At 59.7% G+C, this 16,405-nt stretch carries 14 protein-coding genes; 7 read left to right on the plus strand and 7 right to left on the minus strand.

Annotation, left to right across the window (positions count from 1 at the left end):
* Positions 1–36: 36 nt before the first annotated feature.
* Positions 37–543 (minus strand): hypothetical protein, encoded by a 507-nt coding sequence (locus tag AAC126_RS05645; RefSeq protein WP_339850882.1) that lies wholly within the window; start codon positions 541–543, stop codon positions 37–39.
* Positions 544–901: 358 nt separating this feature from the next.
* Between AAC126_RS05645 and AAC126_RS05650 the strand changes: the two genes are divergently transcribed.
* On the plus strand, positions 902–2,839 hold the full coding sequence (locus tag AAC126_RS05650) for a tetratricopeptide repeat protein (protein ID WP_339850884.1): 1,938 nt from the start codon (positions 902–904) through the stop codon (positions 2,837–2,839).
* Between the two features lie 17 nt (positions 2,840–2,856).
* Here the strand turns inward: AAC126_RS05650 and AAC126_RS05655 are convergent, their stop codons facing one another.
* Together AAC126_RS05655 and AAC126_RS05660 are read right to left on the minus strand one after the other, a co-directional pair.
* Positions 2,857–3,195 carry an AzlD domain-containing protein gene (locus AAC126_RS05655; RefSeq protein WP_339850886.1) on the minus strand — a complete coding sequence of 113 codons (339 nt, stop codon included), beginning with the start codon at positions 3,193–3,195 and terminating at the stop codon, positions 2,857–2,859.
* The gene (locus AAC126_RS05660) at positions 3,192–3,917 is read right to left on the minus strand and encodes an AzlC family ABC transporter permease (protein WP_339850889.1); all 726 of its coding nucleotides are present in this window, start codon (positions 3,915–3,917) and stop codon (positions 3,192–3,194) included. The genes AAC126_RS05655 and AAC126_RS05660 overlap by 4 nt, the downstream gene beginning before the upstream one ends.
* Before the next feature lie 159 nt (positions 3,918–4,076).
* Here AAC126_RS05660 and AAC126_RS05665 point away from each other — a divergent pair, with 159 nt between their 5' ends.
* Complete coding sequence (locus AAC126_RS05665; protein ID WP_339850892.1) at positions 4,077–5,933, plus strand: dipeptide ABC transporter ATP-binding protein; 1,857 nt, start codon at positions 4,077–4,079, stop codon at positions 5,931–5,933.
* Positions 5,934–6,091: 158 nt separating this feature from the next.
* Here AAC126_RS05665 and AAC126_RS05670 read toward each other — a convergent pair whose 3' ends face one another.
* The 3 genes from AAC126_RS05670 to AAC126_RS05680 all read right to left on the minus strand — a co-directional run bounded on the left by AAC126_RS05670 (position 6,092) and on the right by AAC126_RS05680 (position 9,690).
* Complete coding sequence (locus AAC126_RS05670) at positions 6,092–6,985, minus strand: ABC transporter permease (protein ID WP_339850894.1); 894 nt, start codon at positions 6,983–6,985, stop codon at positions 6,092–6,094.
* Positions 6,986–6,999: 14 nt separating this feature from the next.
* Positions 7,000–7,971 (minus strand): ABC transporter permease, encoded by a 972-nt coding sequence (locus AAC126_RS05675; protein ID WP_339850896.1) that lies wholly within the window; start codon positions 7,969–7,971, stop codon positions 7,000–7,002.
* Between the two features lie 75 nt (positions 7,972–8,046).
* Positions 8,047–9,690 (minus strand): ABC transporter substrate-binding protein, encoded by a 1,644-nt coding sequence (locus AAC126_RS05680; protein WP_339850898.1) that lies wholly within the window; start codon positions 9,688–9,690, stop codon positions 8,047–8,049.
* Between the two features lie 302 nt (positions 9,691–9,992).
* Here AAC126_RS05680 and AAC126_RS05685 point away from each other — a divergent pair, with 302 nt between their 5' ends.
* From AAC126_RS05685 to AAC126_RS05705, 5 genes are all read left to right on the plus strand, one after another.
* Positions 9,993–10,700 carry a haloacid dehalogenase type II gene (locus AAC126_RS05685; protein WP_339850900.1) on the plus strand — a complete coding sequence of 236 codons (708 nt, stop codon included), beginning with the start codon at positions 9,993–9,995 and terminating at the stop codon, positions 10,698–10,700.
* A 24-nt stretch (positions 10,701–10,724) separates the two neighbouring features.
* The gene (locus AAC126_RS05690) at positions 10,725–12,101 is read left to right on the plus strand and encodes an MmgE/PrpD family protein (protein ID WP_339850901.1); all 1,377 of its coding nucleotides are present in this window, start codon (positions 10,725–10,727) and stop codon (positions 12,099–12,101) included.
* Between the two features lie 22 nt (positions 12,102–12,123).
* Positions 12,124–13,281: an acyl-CoA dehydrogenase gene (locus tag AAC126_RS05695; protein WP_339850904.1), complete on the plus strand. Its 1,158-nt coding sequence runs from the start codon at positions 12,124–12,126 to the stop codon at positions 13,279–13,281.
* A gap of 75 nt (positions 13,282–13,356) precedes the next feature.
* Entirely contained in the window at positions 13,357–14,286 is a 930-nt protein-coding gene (locus tag AAC126_RS05700; RefSeq protein ID WP_339850907.1) for a helix-turn-helix domain-containing GNAT family N-acetyltransferase, read from the plus strand.
* A gap of 106 nt (positions 14,287–14,392) precedes the next feature.
* The gene (locus AAC126_RS05705; RefSeq protein WP_339850908.1) at positions 14,393–15,265 is read left to right on the plus strand and encodes an EamA family transporter; all 873 of its coding nucleotides are present in this window, start codon (positions 14,393–14,395) and stop codon (positions 15,263–15,265) included.
* Between the two features lie 9 nt (positions 15,266–15,274).
* On the opposite strand, the gene AAC126_RS05710 is transcribed toward AAC126_RS05705, so the two are convergent.
* Positions 15,275–16,402, minus strand: coding sequence for a PrpF domain-containing protein (locus AAC126_RS05710; protein ID WP_339850910.1), 1,128 nt, complete (start codon positions 16,400–16,402; stop codon positions 15,275–15,277).
* Positions 16,403–16,405 lie beyond the last annotated feature (3 nt).

Below are 16,405 nucleotides of genomic sequence, written 5' to 3' on the forward strand. Positions count from 1 at the left end.
GGGTACTGATGTTGCCCGCGCCATTTATTCACTCGGCTAAATATTCAGCAGGAAAATCCGGGTTACCGCGATCGTGACCAGTTCCAGATAAAGCATCATCGCGATCATCATGCCGTAACGCTGCAGGTCGCTGATCAATTTCGATTTACGCTTACGGGCGGCAGTGCTGAAACTGCCCCATTTCGAGGTGACGTAATCGATCTTCCGCGATTCCGCCGCCTGCCACCATTGCAGGCTGAGGACGACACCGGCGCTCGCAAGGCTGAAAATCCAGACCATGACCATAAGGAGCTGCGACAATGTCGGGTCCTCCCAATGGGTCCATTCTCCATAGGCCGTTGCAACCGCTGCACCGAGAGAAAAATAGAGCACGGCCCGCCATTGCTGATGTTTCGAGAAGCGGAGATTCTCGGAGGCGTCGGCATAGATCGCAAGGAACTCCGCGTGCGTCGTTTCCTCAAGTTCGCTCGGAGTGTCTTCCGCCGGATTTAACGGATCGGCGCGGTCTTCGTCTGTGTCGATCGGATTGAGCGGCTTCGCCATGATCGGATCCTTTCCGTCGTGTCTCCCTTTCTCAGGGGTATCGGCGTCATCGGAAACAGGGATCGGAATTCCTTACATACTAACGCTAAACGTCTTTATTATTTAATGGAATCTGAGTGTGCCTGATTGCCGTGCCGCCGGAGAACCGGATGGTCACGCCGAAATTTGTCATGCTAGGTTGATCGGAGACGATGCCCGTCGCGTCGCGGTTTTCGGGCGCCGCTTACAAGCAACAAGGGACGGCTTCGGTCAGCATGCATGCAGAGAGGCGCTTTGACCGGTTTTACGACCGACAGCAGTCTGAAACACCGTTCCGTGAGAGTTGCTTCGGAGCGTGTGGCGAGATGGTAGCCATCTGATGTCAATGACCCCGGAGCAGAGTGCGCGACAGTTTTCAGAATTGCTCGAGACGTCGCTCGGCGCACACCAGAAAGGGGATTTGGAGGTCGCCGCGACAGGGTACCAGGCAATCCTTGACCGGTTTCCTAACCATGCGGTGACGCTGGATCTCTATGGCACGTTGCTGCATCAGAGGGGTGACGTCGGAAAGGCGCTAGAGCTTCTGGAGCGTGCTGTGGCCACGGCGCCGGAGCTGGTTTCCGCACGGCTCCATTTGGGGGGCGTGCGGCTGGCTATCAATGATCCCGAGCACGCACTGGAAGAGTTTCAGGCAGTTTGCGCGGCAGATACAGGCAATGCGGAAGGATGGTTGGGGCAGGCGCAGGTGCTCGACCGGCTCAATCGGCTGGAAGAAGCGATCGCCGCTGCTCGCAGGGCTGTGGATATTCTGCCGACACATGCCGTCACACTTGGACGACTGGGTGCTCTTCTTCTGAAAGCAAGACAGGCAGAAGCCGCGTTGTCTGTTTTGGCAGAGGTGCATCGGGCGAATCCACTGGCTCTTGAGGCTTATCTGCATACGGCTCTGGCGTGGAAAGCCGTCGGTGATAGGGCGGCGGCCAGTAAGGCTGCGCGCCGTGGAATTGTCATCGCACCAGGCACGTTCGAGCTTTATCTACAGCTTTCCGGCTCAAAGGCTGACCCGGAGCATCGGCTGGATTATGTGGCCTGGGCCCGGTATGCGGTTACCTTGCGTCCTGGTAATGCGGATCTCTGGGCAAATCTGGCTGTGGAGTTTTCGCAGGAATATTTCAGTGATGCCGCGATCCGTGCAGGGAAGAGGGCTCAGCTGCTCGACCCCTTGAATGAAGCGTCCCATAACGGGTTAGCTGCGGATCTCTACCGAAGTCGATATATCGATGATGCGCGGCGGGCATGCTATCGCGGAATAATCGCTTATCCATACATTGCGGAGCTGAAGCTGATTGCGGCTGAAACGGAGCTGTGCCACGGCAATTTTGAAAAAGGCTGGGCTTTGTTCGAGGAGCGTCTCGATCCGAGAATGTCACCGAAGCGGATTGCGCTGCCGCCCTTGTGGGAGAACTGGGAGGAAGATCCAGGGCATCTTTTTATCGCTGCAGAACAAGGTATTGGCGATGAATATGTATTCCTGAGCTTTCTTCCATTATTTGCCGAGAAGGTGAAGCAGCTTACGATCGAATGTGACGAACGGAACCTTCCGCTCTTTACCCGGAGTTTCCCGGATCACAAATTTGTCGCGCGCCATATTCGTGCGGATGAGCAAGGTCGTGCTGTCTTTGACTATAGCAACTGGCCGGGCCGCCAGGATGTGGATCATGCGATTTTTGCTGGTTCCCTGCCGGGGCTCTTTGTCAGGAATGCGGAGCTTCCCGGTCCATATGGTGGCTATCTCAAGGTCGATGAGATGGAGCGGGCCGCATGGAAAGCGAAATTCGACCAGCTAAGCGACAAGCCGAAGGTTGGCATCTGTTGGCGCAGTGGCCTTGTGACAAAGATTCGCGCAGCCTATTTCACGAGCGCCGCCAATATGGTGGGCGCTCTCGGACCGGATGACGTGGATTTTGTGAGCCTCGTTTATGATGCGCGGGACGAAGAATTGGATGAGGTCGAGAGGCTGTACGGCCGCCGGGTTTATGTTCCGGAAGGGATAGATCAGCGCAACGAGCTGGATCGTGTTGCTGCGATGCTTTCAGCGCTTGATTGTATTGTTGGTATGGGGGCCGCTCCTATTCTCCTTGGGTCCGCGGTAGGAGTGAACGTTATCCATCTGGGGTGGTGCCGGTTTCATTGTGCAGATGAGCATGATGTTGTTTTCGGAAATTGCCATCCGATGCTCAAGCGCCGTGACAGATTTGACATGAGAATTGCCGTGCCTCGTGCGGCTGCGTTCCTGCCGACGCTGTTAGGGCGCTGAAAACGCTGGATGCCAGGTCAGAGATCCAGCAAGAGGAGCCCCGCCGCAAAACTCCCCGCGCCAGCCGCGGCTCCCACCAGCAGGTTACGCCTTGCCAGAAAGAAGATGGCAAAGCCGATGGCTACCGCGCCGAGCCTGAGAGCGAGGGATGTCTCGGCCAGATCGCCCGTTGGCAGCACGGCCATGCGGGATATCAGACCGGCGACAGTGGCGTAGGACACGCAGCCGATCCAACGGAAGAGAGCACCTTCCGTGTCGATTCTGGAAGCCAGCATGGCGCCGAGCACGCGCCAGAGAAAGGTGACCGAGGCAGCCAGCAGAACCAGCGCAAGCGGTGGGATCGCGGCGGTGCTCATCGGCGTCTCCCCAGAATAAGATAGGCGATGGTGCCGCCGATCAGGCCTGTCAGGATAACCCCGTAATTTGGCTCGAGACTGTGTAGAGGCGGGCCCAGAACCGCACCGGCGCAGACTGCGAGGATCACCAGGCGGTCCCGGTTGAGCGCGAACAGCAGCGAGAGAAAGACGACGTTGAGAAAGACCAGCGTCAGTCTGACGGTTGCCGGCATGTCCGCCGACAGCCAGTAACCGGCCAGCGTGCCGATGCAGCCCATAATGATACAGAGCCCTCCGACCGGCCAGTAATAGGCCAGCGCGGAAGGCAAGCTCATGCGTTGCGCTGCCGCCATGCCCATTGGCCAGGTAGAGGCGGACATCAACTGGGCAAGCAATATCCGTTTTAAGGGGTGAGGGGCGACCGACCGAAAGGTGCCGACCATGATGGTTGCCATCGGGAAGAACCGGATGCTTGCCATGGATACAGCCAGCAGGGTTACGAACAGATCCGCGCCCGAGGCCTTGAGGTCCGCCATTGCCACCTGGCCGGGCATGGCCCAGACGAGTGCCGTTGAGAGTACTGCCTCGAAAGCGGAAAAGCCGTTGGCATGTGCAAGCGAGCCGTATCCGAGCATGGTTGCGAAGACGACAATCGACGGAACCGCAAGGCCGTGCCTCACGCCTTCACGGAAAGCCTCTCCGCGATTGGGGTCGTGTTCGGTTCCGGATTTTTGCTCGCTCACAACCGCCTCATACGCTTTAACTCTTCCAGGGAGCGAAATTTGACAGATTGCGTCTGGATTTGGCTATAAAAAGCAGACAGACTGCCGACCTGAAACCGGTGAAAAAGCATAAAAAACAAATCACCGTCAGATCCGAGCGAGCCATGGGAGGCCGTGTAAATGCATGATGACCGACTGATCGAAGTCGACGATCTTCGGGTTCACTTTCCGCTTGATGACCAGACGGTCAAGGCGGTTGATGGGGTCTCCTGGCATATTGACCGGGGCGAGACGCTGGCTGTTGTCGGTGAATCGGGGTCCGGTAAGTCTGTGACGGCGATGTCGCTGATGCGACTGACCGATTATGCCGGTGGGCATATCGCGTCCGGCAAGGTCGATTTCCGGCGCAAGAACGGTGAGGTGATCGATATCGCCGGTGCCGATCAGGGCACGATGCGAAATATTCGCGGCAACGATATTTCGATGATCTTCCAGGAGCCGATGACCTCGCTCAACCCGGTCTTCACTATCGGGTTCCAGATCGCCGAGACCATCATGCTGCACCAGGGCAAGAGCGAGCAGGAAGCGCTCGACATGGCTCTGGAGATGCTGAAGCTGGTGCGTATTCCGGAACCGGAAAAGCAGCTGACCCAGTATCCGCACCAGTTGTCCGGCGGTATGCGTCAGCGGGTGATGATCGCGATGGCGCTGAGCTGCCGTCCGAGCCTGCTGATCGCCGACGAGCCGACCACCGCGCTCGACGTGACGATCCAGGCGCAGATCCTTGATCTGATCAAGATGCTGCAGCAGGAAATCGGCATGTCCGTCATGTTCATTACCCACGATATGGGGGTGGTGGCCGAGGTCGCGGATCGTGTCGTCGTCATGCTGAAAGGCAAGAAGGTCGAGGAAGGGCCGGCGGAGCAGATTTTCCATTCGCCGCAGCACCCTTACACCAAGGCCCTGCTCGCAGCCGTGCCGAAACTGGGCTCGATGCAGGGGATGACCTTCCCGGCCAAGTTCGCCAATGTCGATGTGAACCGGTCGGAAGGCGATGTGGTCAAGGACGCGTCGGCCGCGCATGAGCTGCAGGAAATGAAGGATACGGTCCGCCACACCGAAGCGCCGCTGCTGACGGTTGAAGGGCTGACCACGCGATTTGATATTCGCAAAGGCATGTTCGGATCGGCCTCGGCGCGGGTTCATGCGGTCGAGGGTGTGTCCTTTGGTTTGCAGCCCGGGGAAACGCTGGCACTTGTTGGCGAGTCCGGTTGCGGAAAATCGACCACCGGCCGTTCCATCATCAAACTGGTGGAGCCGAATAGCGGCAGCATCAAGTTCGAAGGCACGGAGCTGATGGGGCTCGACGCCAAGGACATGCGTCCGTTGCGCCGTGACATGCAGATGATCTTCCAGGATCCGTTCGCATCCCTGAACCCTCGCATGACGGCGGGCTCTGCAATCGCGGAGCCGATGATCGTGCATAATATCGCCTCCGGAAAAGATGCGGACGAGCGGGTGGTTTCCCTGCTGCGCCGCGTCGGTCTCGATGCCGAGCATGCGGAGCGCTATCCGCATGAATTCTCCGGCGGTCAGCGGCAGCGGCTTTGCATCGCGCGGGCGCTCGGCCTTGGCCCGAAACTGATCATCGCGGATGAGGCGGTCTCGGCACTGGACGTGTCGATCCAGGCGCAGGTCGTGAACCTGATGATGGATCTGCAGGAGGAATTCGGTCTGGCTTATCTCTTCATCAGCCACGACATGGCGGTGGTTGAGCGGGTCAGTCACCGGGTTGCGGTGATGTATCTCGGCGAGATCGTCGAGATCGGCCCGCGCGCGGCGGTGTTCGAGAATGCCCAGCATTCCTACACCAAGAAGCTGATGTCCGCGGTTCCCGTGGCCGATCCGTCGCGCCGCAAACGGGAACTCAACCTGATGACGGACGAGATCCCGAGCCCGCTGAAGCCGATGGGCTACGAGCCGCCGCCGCGAGAGTATCGCCAGGTTGGCGAGGGGCACTTCGTGCTGGAGAACTGATCCGGCAGAGACTGGACCTGACATTTGAAACGGCGCCTTCTTTGGGCGCCGTTTTTTATTGCGTCATGAGAGGGCGGAATGCTTTGCCGGTTGCTGGCCAGGGGCAAACAAAAAGCCCCGCCGATAAGGGCGGGGCTTTCAGTGATATATGAGCTGGCTCAGCGGGTTCTGAGTTTCGGATCCAGAATGTCACGGACCGCGTCGCCGAAGAGATTGAAGCCGAACACCGCGATGGTGATGGCGAGGCCCGGCCAGATCGGAACCCAGGGGGCGCTTTCGGCATATTCCTCGGCCCCGCCCTGCAGCATCAGGCCCCAGGCTGGTGTCGGCTCCTGCACGCCCAGCCCGAGATAGGACAGGGACGCTTCAAGCAGGATTGCTTCACCCAGGAAAGCCGTCAGCATGATCAGGAAGGGCGCCACCACGTTCGGGGCGATATGCTTCATGATGATGCGCATGTGCCCGTATCCGATGGACCGGGCCGCATCCACATAAGGCATTTCCCTGATTGCCAATGCGCTGGACCGCACGACACGGGCGCAACGCGGCACGAAGGGGATGGTGATGGCGATGATCACCTTGTCCGTGCCTGTGCCGAAGATCGAGACGATGGCAAGAGCCATGATGATCAGCGGAAAGGCCATGAAGACATCGATGATGCGCTGCATGATGAGGTCGAACCAGCCGCCGAAATAGGCACTGGCCACCCCGAGAACGAGGCCCCCGAAGGCACCGACGAGCGCGCAGGCAAAGCCGACGAAGAGGGCTGTTCTGGCGCCATAGACAATGCGAGAGAACAGATCCCGCCCGAACTGATCGGTGCCGAGCAGAAAGTCGAGGCTCGGCGCGACCAGCATGTGTTCAAAGCTGTTCGCTTCAGGGTCATAGGGCGCGATGATGTCGGCGAAGAGGGCCATGAAGACCATCAGAATAATGACGACGGCACCGCCCGTGCCCAGCGGCTGACGCCGAATCATCCGGCCGATATGGTCGGTGATCCGGACCCGTTTGAAGCCGGTGTTTGTTTCGGGATTTGCATCCATGGTGGTCATGTCCTGCATCTCCCCTAGCTGTATCGAATGCGCGGGTCGAGCCACGCATAGAGCACATCGACGACGAAGTTCATGAAGACGAAGATCGTCACCACGAGCATCACCAATGCCTGTGTCAGTGTGTAATCGGACTGGGTCACGGATTCGACGAAGAGCTTGCCGAGACCGTTCAGGTTGAACACCTGCTCGGTAACAACAAGTCCGCCCATCAGAAACGCGAACTCGATCCCGATGATGGTCACCACCGGCAGCATCGCGTTTTTCAGCGCGTGCTTGTTGATGATCACCTTCTCTATGAGACCCTTGGCCCTGGCGGTGCGGACGTAATCCTCCCCCAGTACCTCAAGCATGGCAGAGCGGGTCATCCGGGTGGCAACCGCTGAATAGCGGTAACCGGTCGCCAGCGCCGGCCAGATCAGTTGCGAGATGTTATGTGCCGGGTCTTCCCAGATCGGTTTGTAAGTGATCGGAGGCATCCAGGGACGTCCCATCAACTCCTGCGTCCCGATCAACAGACCAAGAATCATCAGAATGCCGAGCCAGAAGGAGGGCATTGCGATGCCGGCGATGCTGAAGCCGCGGATGAAATAGTCCGTCATGGTGTTTTGCTTCGCGGCGGATATCACTCCGAGCGGGATGGCAATTACGATTGATGTCAGGGTGGCCATCAGCGCGACCTGCAGCGACAGCTGGAAGCGCACGCCGATCTCGTATGTGACGGCCTTGCCGGTCCACATTGACGTGCCGAGATCGAGAACGAAGAGCCCTTTCAGATAGTCCCAGAACTGGACATAGATCGGGTTTTCGAGTCCGAGGCTGATTTGACATTGCTTGATTTGCTCTGGATCCGCGTACGCGCCCTCGCCACCGAACTTGATCAGGCAGATGTCGCCCGGAACAAGCCGCAGGAGAAGAAAGACGAGAACCGCCGCTCCGATCAGGGTCGGGAGCAGCATGAGCAAGCGTTTGACGATATATCCGTACATGCCTTGCCGTAAAACCTTTGCTGGAAAAGGGCGACCGCCCCGGTAAACGGGGCGGCCGACGTCGTTTGCGGTCGATTATCCGCCGAGCTGTCTCTTTTTCTCGGCCTGATCGATCCAGATGTTGTCCAGTGCCTGGTTCAGGTAGTGGCTAGGCGCGATCTTCCAGCCCTTCACATAGGAACGGTATGGATTGATCTTGTACCACCAGAGCGTGATGAACTGGGAAGCCAGCTCGTCCAGCACCCGCTTTTCGTATTTGCGCATGATTTCGCGCTGCTTCGCTTCATCTCCGGTGGCAAGCAGTTCGTCATACCATTTGAGAAGCTGCTCATCCTCGAAGTAGGAGTAGTTGTTACCGGCGCCGGGCAGGAATTTAGAGATATCGGCGATCGGGTTCACGATCGACTGACAGTTGAAGTCGAGCGAGATGGTGAAGTCTTTCTTCTTCTGCAGCGTGGCATAGAACGGGGTGGTCGGCTGAACCCACTGGTCCGCCTCGACGCCGATCTTCTTCCACTGGTCGATCAGCCAGGTGCCGACAACCTTGTAGGGCTGGTCAACACCACGGTTGTGCAGGGTGATCTTCAGGTTTTCGTGACCGGCTTCCTTGAGAAGACGCTTTGCCTCGGCGCGATTCGCCTCGATGTCGTCACCATAACCGGCGAGCTGCTTCAACTCTTCCTGGGTGGCCGCAAGCGGGTGACCCGGGAAGACAATGCCGCCGACGGTTTTCACGATGGCGATACGGGACAGGTACTTGGAGCCGCCTTCGCGATCAATCGCGAGAGACAGCGCTCTGCGCACCCGTGCGTCGTCCATCGGCTTGACCTGATGGTTCGGCGTGACGATCAGAACACAGTTCCAGTCGCTTTCCTGAACCGTGATGTCGTCACCGAGAGCCTTGACGAGATCGTCACGCGCTTTCGGGGGGAAACCACGGAACTCGATGTCGGCCTGCCCGCCGCGGATCGCCTGCAGGCGAACGGACATTTTCGGAGCCGAAATCGCCGTGAAACCATCAAGATAGGGCATGCCTTTATGATGGTAGCCCTCGTATTTGACGCCCTTCACATGGCTGCCGGGAACATGCTCGACGAACTTGAAAGCACCGGAGCCGTTGACGTTTTTCTGGTGCCAGGTGTAGCCGTGCTCGTCCAGGTCCTTCTTTGCGTAGATGAAGTTGTAGGGCATGGCGACGGACGGCATGAAGGTGCCGGACGGATGCTTCAGCTTGAAGACGAGCGTGTAGTCATCCGGCGTGCTGATGGACTCGACCATCTTGAAATAGGCTTGCCGGTTCGAGGCGATACCTTCCGGCGGAAAGACGATCTTGTCGAAGGTTGCCTTGACGTCATGTGCCGTCAACGGCGTGCCGTCATGGAACTTGATGTCATTGCGAATCTTGAAGGTGTACTTGGTGCCGTCTTCGGTCGGCTTCGGCACATCGCCTTCACAGACGTCGCAGACGAAGTCTGTCGGCGATGAGGGATTATCCGGATTCACCCGCAGGAGCACGCTGTAAAACGGGCGGATCGGGTGGATCATGCCGAAGGTGGATTCAATATGCGCGTCGTAAGACGGGATTTTCGAGCCGACAACCATGCGCAGCTCATCGCCATATTGCGGCGTGTCGGCTGCTTGTGCGGGGCTGGGCCCGAAGATGACTGCAACACCAAGCGCAAGCGCAGTGGTCGTCGCAGATCGCCATAACTTTTTCATAGACGTGTTTCCTTCCCTATTAGCGGATTTGTTTTTTTGCTTTTTTTGGGAGTAGCGCGGTCAATAATGAGAACAACCATTTCTTCGCTTTGTGAAGAATGGACTCATTACCAATTGGACCATTGTCCGGCGTTCCTCCGTTCGCCTACCCTTTCGTCAGTCTGCTAACCGTTATTTTCCGGTCTTCCAGCTGAGCGAATTGAATATCATTGTCCCGGCTTTCGATTTCCGGTCAAGGAAACAGTGCAAAATAGGGCGTGCTTTTCCGGAGTACGGGAAGATGCCCAGGGAGTGAAAATTAAATGGCGATGGTAAAAGCGCTTTTTTTTGATGTGTTTGGCACCGTTGTTGATTGGCGGAACAGTATTGCCGCCGAAATAGACAGTTTTTCCGCCGAGAGAGGCCTTGCGCTGGATGGACAGGCCTTTGCCCTGGCCTGGCGCCGGCGATATCAGCCGGCCATGGCCAAGATACGGAGCGGGGAGCGCGGTTTTACCGATCTCGACACCCTGCATCGGGAAAATCTTCTGGATGTGCTGAAGGATCTTTCGGTCACGGGCCTTTCCGATGCGGAAATAGATCTCCTGAACATGGTCTGGCACCGGCTCAATCCGTGGCCGGACAGTGTGCCGGGCCTGACCAGACTGAAGACCAAATTCATTCTGGCGACCATGTCCAACGGCAATGTGAAGCTCATGGTCGACATGGCGAAACATGGCGGGTTGCCCTGGGACATGATCCTCGGAGCTGAGATCGCGCAAAGCTACAAGCCCGATCCGGAAACATATCTGGCCGGGTGCCGCATGCTGCGGCTGGCCCCGGAGGAGTGCATGATGGTCGCTGCCCATAACAGCGATCTGGTCGCCGCCCGCGCCCTCGGGTTGAAAACAGCCTTCATTGCCCGGCCGACGGAGTACGGGCCCGAGCAGAAGGTCGATTTCAAGGCCGAGCATGATTTTGACGTCATCGCGGACACGATGGAGGGCGTTGCCGACAAACTCGGCTGCTGAAGCCATCAAAAAGGGAGGAACGGAATGGCCAACAAGAGCCCGACCGAAACATTCGGAGACTTCATCGCCGCGATGAGCGGCATGCCCGTGCCGGAGGCGGCACACCATCACGCGAAACGATGCGTTCTCGACTGGTTTGCGGCGGCCGTTCCGGGCGGCGTGTTGCCGCCGGCGACATTGCTGCCGGACGCGGTGCCCGAGGATCTGGACCGGGGGCGGGCGCGGCTGGTCCCGTCCGGGAGATTTGCGACCGCGCGGGCCGCTGCCCTGATCAACGGCGCCGGTTCTCACACGGTTGAGTTCGACGATATTTACCGGGATGGATTGTATCACCCGGGCGTTGCCGTCATTCCCGCCGCGCTTGCACTTGCCGAGGAAACGGGAGCGGATGGCGCGCTTTTCCTGCGCGCGGTCATTGCCGGATACGAGGTCTCCAACCGGATCGCGGCAGCGGTCAATCCGGCGCATTACGATTACTGGCACACAACGGCGACCATCGGGTATTTCGGCGGCACGGCGTCCGCGTCCGTTCTGCTCGGTCTGACCGCTTCCGAGGCGGCGCATGCGCTTGCCTCCGCGGGGACCATGGCAGCCGGATTGCAGCAGGCTTTCCGGGCCGAGGCGATGAGCAAGCCACTGCATGCCGGCCGGGCATCGGAAGGCGGCGTGCTGGCGGCGCGGATGGCGAAAGCCGGCATCACCGGTGCGCTCGATATTCTGGAAGGCGCCGCCGGGTTAGGTGCGGCGATGAGCCGGGATGTGGACTGGAATGCCGCGGTTAAGGGGCTTGGTTCCGACTGGACCATCGAGCGGACCACGCAGAAGAACCATGCCGCTTGCGGGCATGTGCATGCGGCGGTCGATGCGGTGCGGGAAATTGTCACCACGAACAATATCGCTGCGGAATCGATCCAGCGGATCGAAGCCGGCTCCTATCAGAAGTCTCTTGAGATCTGTGGCAATGCCGATCCCAAAACGGCTTTCGAAGCGAAGTTCTCGCTGCCCTATTGTCTTGGTGCGGTTATCGCCACCGGGGCGGTCCGGATCGCGGCCTTCTCTCCGGAGGCGCTTGCGAACCCGGCGATCCGCGACATCGCGGCGAAGGTAGAGCATATGGTCGATCCGGAATGCGATGCGGCCTTCCCGCGACGGCGCTCGGCAAAGGTGACGGTCGAGACCAGGGATGGTCAGCGTTTCAGCCATTATGCGCAGACCCGCAAGGGAGATCCGGATCTCCCGCTGAGCGACGCCGAACTGGACGAAAAATTCTTCGAGCTGACCGGAGACGTGCTCGGCGCGGCGGCCGGGCCATTGCGGGACGCGCTCTGGCGGATCGACACCCTGGCATCCCTGTCCGAACTGCCATTCGGCACCATCGAAGCAAAATCAGCAGCGGAATAACCGCGCTTTACAGGAGGAAGTTTTGGATTTCAATTTGAGTGAGGAGCAGCGCCTCTTTCAGGATGCCGTGCGCGGTTTTGCCGAGCGTCACCTGCAGGAAGGCGCGCTCGCCCGGGCACATGAAGAGAGTTTTCCGTTCGACGTGGCGAAGCTGATGGCCGGACAGGGTCTGATGGGGATCACGTTCGCCGAGGCTGATGGCGGGCAGGGCGGTTCCGTGATGGATGCGGTACTCGCCATTCAGGCCGTGGCGGAGATCTGCCCGCGTAGCGCGGATGTTATCCAGGCGGGGAATTTCGGCCCGATCCGTACCTTTGCCGAATATGCCAGCCCCGCCCACAAGGAGAAGTGGCTGGGCAAGCTTCTGGCGGGTGAGATGGCGATCTCTCTCGGCATGTCAGAGCCGGAAGCAGGCTCCGCCGCGACCGATCTCGTCACCACGGCCACGCCGGACGGGGACGGCTTCCGGGTCAACGGCACGAAAGTGTTTTCCACACACAGTCCGGAAGCGGGAATATTCCTGATCTATGTGCGCTTCGGGCCGGGTCTCGACGGCATCGGATCCGTGATCCTTGAGCGCGGGCAGGATGGCTTCACCATGGGCAAGCCGGTGCGCTATGTCGGTGGTGAATATTGGTGCCAGCTCTATTTCGAGGATGTCTATGTTCCGGCGGAAAATGTGTTGCTCGGCGAGGGCGGGTTCCGCAAGCAGATCGCGGCTTTCAATGTCGAGCGGATCGGCAATTCCGCGAGGGCACTCGCCTTTGGCCGGCATGCTTTCGAGATTGCCCGCGAGCATGCCCTGACGCGCAAACAGTTCGGCCGGGAGCTGGCGGAATTTCAGGGCATACAGTGGAAATTCGCGGAATCTGCGGCCCAGATCGAAGCGGCCCAGCTCATGCTCTACAAGGTGGCGACGGAAGCAGCCGACCGGTTGCCATCGGCCTATGATACGGCGATCGCAAAATTCCTCTGCAACGAGGCCGGGTTCCGGGCCGCGAACGATGCTCTTCAGGTGTTGGGTGCGCTCGGTTACACGGAGGAAAGTCTGGTTGAATATTGCTGGCGCCGGACACGGGGCTGGCAGATTGCCGGCGGCAGTCTCGAGATGATGAAGAACCGGATTGCCGAGGGCGTGTTTGGCAAGCGCTTTTCCCAGAGAGCGCCAAGAGCAAAATAGTTGCTTTTGGCAATTAAATTGATTGCTTGAGGCATTTAATCCGGTCACCATGCTTCCGTAACAAGGAGGAACATGGTGACCGATACGCATGACCCGGTGGAGGCTGTCCGCCACTTCACCCGCTTTTATACCGGCAGGATCAATGTTCTCGGGGACCGGCTTCTGGAGAGCGACTTCTCCCTGCCGGAAGCACGTGTGATCTTCGAGCTTGGCCATTGCGACGGGATGAGTGCCCGCGATCTGGCGGACATGCTGGGGCTGGATCCGGGTTATCTCAGCCGCCTGCTGAACGGTCTGAAACGTCGCGGTATTGTCACCCGCTCGGTGTCCGAGGCGGACCGGCGCCGCCATGTTCTTGCGCTGACGGATGACGGCCGCAGCGCGCTGGACGGGCTTCAGGAAAAATCGCGTTCCGAGGTTTCGGCCGTGCTGGAGCCGTTGGGGCAGGAGGCGCGCCGGGATCTGGTTTCCACCCTGCGCAAGGCGGAAAATCTGCTCGGTGGCGAGAGTGCCGCCGGAAAGCCTGTGCCGGTGATCCGGCCGCACCGGGTTGGCGAGCTTTCCTGGGCGCTCGCCCGGCAGGCCATGCTGTATGAGCAGGAATATGGCTGGGATGGCGGTTTTGAGCTGACCCTGCTGAAGATCGGACGCGAATTTCTCGAAAGCTACAATCCGGACGACGATTGTCTCTGGATCGCGGAGGTGGATGGCCTGGTGGCCGGATCGGCGGCCGTGGTGCGGGACGGGGCGGAGACGGCGCGGCTCAGGATCGTTTATGTCGAGCCGGATGCGCGCGGCTTGGGCCTCGGGCACAAACTCGTCGGAGCCTGTCTCGATTTTGCCCGTTCGCGTGGATACCGGGACATGGTGCTTTCGACCTACAGCGTGTTGTCCGCAGCCCGCCGGGTTTATCAGGCGGCCGGGTTCTCGCTTTATGCCGAAGAAGACGAGCAAGTCTATGGTCAGTCCCTGACGGCACAGCACTGGCGCCGCGATCTGGCATAGATCAGTGCGTGGAATAGCGCTACCGACGAGGGAGAATTTCTAGCAAAATCAGTATTCAGGCACGGAATACGGACCCGTTGCCAATCCTTTGCAGCGGGCTTTCCGGATGTCTGAATATACCCCTCTATTTCTCGCGCTGTTCGCGGCGTTCCTGTTTGCCATCGGCGGGCAGTTACAGAATCTCGGCGTGAAAACCGTGGACTCGCGGACAGGAACCGCAATTTCGATCAGCACCTCGGCCTTGTTGTGCTGGCTCGCGGCACCCTTCTACATGGACTGGTCGGCCTGGGCGCATCCGGCGGTATTGATCTTCATGGCTGTCGGTATCTTCCGGCCGGCGCTTTCCGCGAACTTTTCGGTCGTCGGGATCCGCTATCTTGGCCCGACCCTGTCTTCCACTTTGTCCTCGACCTCGCCGCTGTTCGGCCTTGTTCTGGGCATTCTCGTGCTCGGCGAAGTGCTGACCTGGCAGACGGGGCTCGGCACGGTCGGCATTGTTCTGGCGGTCATCATGCTGTCCCGCCGGGGCAAGATGGTTGAAGTCTCCTGGCCGGTCTGGGCATTGCTGTTCCCGGTCGCTGCGGCCGCGATCCGGTCGGCGGCGCATGTGCTGTCCAAGATCGGCATGGACTTCATCCCCGACCCTTACTTCGCCACGCTCGTCGGATTTACCGTTTCGGCCGTGGTCGCGACCGGGGCGCGGTTCGTGAAGAAGGCCGATGTGCCCTTTACATGGAATGCGCCGGGGCCGCGCTGGTTCGCGGCGGCGGGGCTGACTTTCGGCAGTGCGGTTATCTGTCTCAATCAGGCGCTGCTGGTCGGCCAGGTCGTGACCGTGGTGCCGGTCATCGCCGCGTCGCCGATCTTCAGCATGATGTTGAGCCTGATCATCTTCCGCCGCGAGGTGCTGACGCTGCGGATTGCCGTGGCGGTTCTGGTGGTTTGCGGCTCGGTGATCCTGATTGCCCTGAACCGCTAGCGGTTGGGGCTAGACCGGGATCGCGACCTCGCCATTCATCAGCAGGCGCGCTGTCCGGATAACCGTCACGGAGCGGACCTCGGGGGCGTCACCCACCGTCACGTCCGCGCCGACCGGCAGAATGCCCGACGGATTGGCAAGGCGCACATCTCCGTCCGGTGTTTTCGTCAACGCAGCCGGAACGGTTCCGGGCAGACGGCAGGCGACGCCGGTGCACATGGCGCCGGTCAGGGGTAGAACCCGGTGCACATTCTCCATGGAGAGCATGCGGACGGAGAGGTCCGCCATATCAGGATCGATCCTGTTGCCGGCAAGGTCATGGGCCACGTGCGGCGCGCCGACGATGGCGATCTTGGGGACGGCGGCAGGCGCCGATGCCTCATCTTCGGCCAGCCCCATCATGACGGCTGCCTTGCGCCGTACCTGATCGAGCAGGGCCATCAGCGGCCGGTCATTTTCAAGCTCGGTGATGGTTTCGTTCGCGGTCCGGCCAACGGCCGCCGCGTCGATAAAAACACACGGGTTGCCGACATCCATCAGGGTTGCATCGAAGCTGCGGCCGTCATCTGTCCCGATCTCGTCCGTGAGGTTCCCGGTCGGAAGCAGGTGGCCTGTTCCGGCACCGGCGGGATCGAGGAACTCCAGCCTGACCGGTGCTCCCGTACCGGCAACACCCGGAATGGCGAAACTTCCGGTCTCGACCGCCAGTCCATCTTCCACGGTGAAATGGGCAATCAGGATCTTTTTTGTGTTGGTGTTGTAGATCCGGACCGACCGCTCGCCGTCGGCCAGCCGGATCAGGCCGCGCTCCAGGGCGAACGGCCCGACGGCGGAGGAGAGGTTTCCGCAGTTCGAGCTGTAGTCCACCAGGGCATCGCCGACGGCAACCTGTCCGAAGATGAAATCGAGGTCGGCATCGTCGCGCTCGCTCGGTGAAATGACGGCCACTTTCGAGAGCGAGGAAACGCCGCCACCCATACCGTTGAGCTGACGGCCATAGGGATCGGGGCTGCCGATTACCGAAAGGAAAAAGCGGTCCCAGACGGTCTGGTTCGGCGGTAGATCGGAGCGGGCGAAGAACACACCCTTGCTGGAGCCGCCGCGCATGAAACAGGCCGGGATGCGAAGGCTGCCCATAAT

This window comes from uncultured Nisaea sp. (assembly GCF_963974195.1).
Taxonomy (GTDB): domain Bacteria; phylum Pseudomonadota; class Alphaproteobacteria; order Thalassobaculales; family Thalassobaculaceae; genus Nisaea.

Coding starts and splice junctions, on each gene's coding strand:
- AAC126_RS05705 (WP_339850908.1), top strand. CDS start 14,393: ATGTCTGAATATACCCCTCTATTTCTCGCGCTGTTCGCGGCGTTCCTG.
- AAC126_RS05675 (WP_339850896.1), bottom strand. CDS start 7,971: ATGTACGGATATATCGTCAAACGCTTGCTCATGCTGCTCCCGACCCTG.
- AAC126_RS05710 (WP_339850910.1), bottom strand. CDS start 16,402: ATGGGCAGCCTTCGCATCCCGGCCTGTTTCATGCGCGGCGGCTCCAGC.
- AAC126_RS05650 (WP_339850884.1), top strand. CDS start 902: ATGTCAATGACCCCGGAGCAGAGTGCGCGACAGTTTTCAGAATTGCTC.
- AAC126_RS05690 (WP_339850901.1), top strand. CDS start 10,725: ATGGCCAACAAGAGCCCGACCGAAACATTCGGAGACTTCATCGCCGCG.
- AAC126_RS05680 (WP_339850898.1), bottom strand. CDS start 9,690: ATGAAAAAGTTATGGCGATCTGCGACGACCACTGCGCTTGCGCTTGGT.
- AAC126_RS05655 (WP_339850886.1), bottom strand. CDS start 3,195: ATGAGCACCGCCGCGATCCCACCGCTTGCGCTGGTTCTGCTGGCTGCC.
- AAC126_RS05685 (WP_339850900.1), top strand. CDS start 9,993: ATGGCGATGGTAAAAGCGCTTTTTTTTGATGTGTTTGGCACCGTTGTT.
- AAC126_RS05645 (WP_339850882.1), bottom strand. CDS start 543: ATGGCGAAGCCGCTCAATCCGATCGACACAGACGAAGACCGCGCCGAT.
- AAC126_RS05665 (WP_339850892.1), top strand. CDS start 4,077: ATGCATGATGACCGACTGATCGAAGTCGACGATCTTCGGGTTCACTTT.
- AAC126_RS05670 (WP_339850894.1), bottom strand. CDS start 6,985: ATGACCACCATGGATGCAAATCCCGAAACAAACACCGGCTTCAAACGG.